This is a genomic window from Streptococcus sp. GMD4S, assembly GCF_000296955.1.
On sequence record NZ_AJRE01000301.1, the window covers coordinates 1 to 909 of the forward strand.

The 909-nt window shown below is 49.2% G+C and carries 1 pseudogene; it reads right to left on the reverse strand.

From position 1 onward, the window contains the following. A pseudogene (locus GMD4S_RS13070) lies at nucleotides 1-909 on the reverse strand (hypothetical protein); the annotation flags it as partial.

Consider the following 909-nt stretch of genomic DNA (forward strand, 5'->3'; position numbering starts at 1 on the left):
GGCTGAGGCGGATTCGCTTGTGCTTACTGAAGCGGATTGACTAGAGCTCAATGATGCAGACTGGCTCGAGCTGACTGAGGCAGACTGACTTGCGCTCACTGACGCTGACTGACTTGCACTTGCAGATGCAGATTGACTCGAACTCGCTGAAGCAGACTGACTTGCACTCAATGATGCTGATTCACTTGCGCTCACTGAAGCGGATTGGCTTGAGCTTACGGACGCAGACTGGCTGGCACTCACTGAAGCGGATTGGCTCGAACTTACTGAAGCGGATTGGCTGGCACTTACCGAAGCTGACTGGCTGGCACTCAATGATGCAGATTGACTCGAGCTTACTGAGGCAGACTGACTTGCGCTCACTGATGCTGATTGACTTGCACTCGCTGAAGCGGATTGGCTAGCACTTACTGATGCTGACTCACTTGCACTTAATGATGCAGATTGACTCGAGCTCGCTGAAGCGGATTGACTCGAGCTTACAGATGCAGATTCGCTTGAACTTACTGAGGCGGATTGACTAGCACTCAATGATGCAGATTGGCTGGAGCTTACTGAGGCTGATTGACTTGCACTTGCTGAAGCAGACTGGCTATTACTTACTGAAATTGACGCTTGATTTGGCGTGATTTGTCCATTAAATGTATCTGAAACCAAACCATCCACTGTCGTACTTGCAGTCACCGGTCCACTAGGAAGTCGTCCTCCATTACGATCATATACCTTCTTCAGCTCATTTGCAGTAAAGGTTACACTAGTCGAGCTCACCGTTGCTTGTTTGGTGAACATCTCCCCTGCAATTGTAAGAGTAACAGTCCCATCTGGAGCAACCCCATCTACCGTAATCGCTTGATTTGAGAGCCCACCTTTTTCGTTAAGATATTGATTCTCTATCCTTGGCGTCTGAGG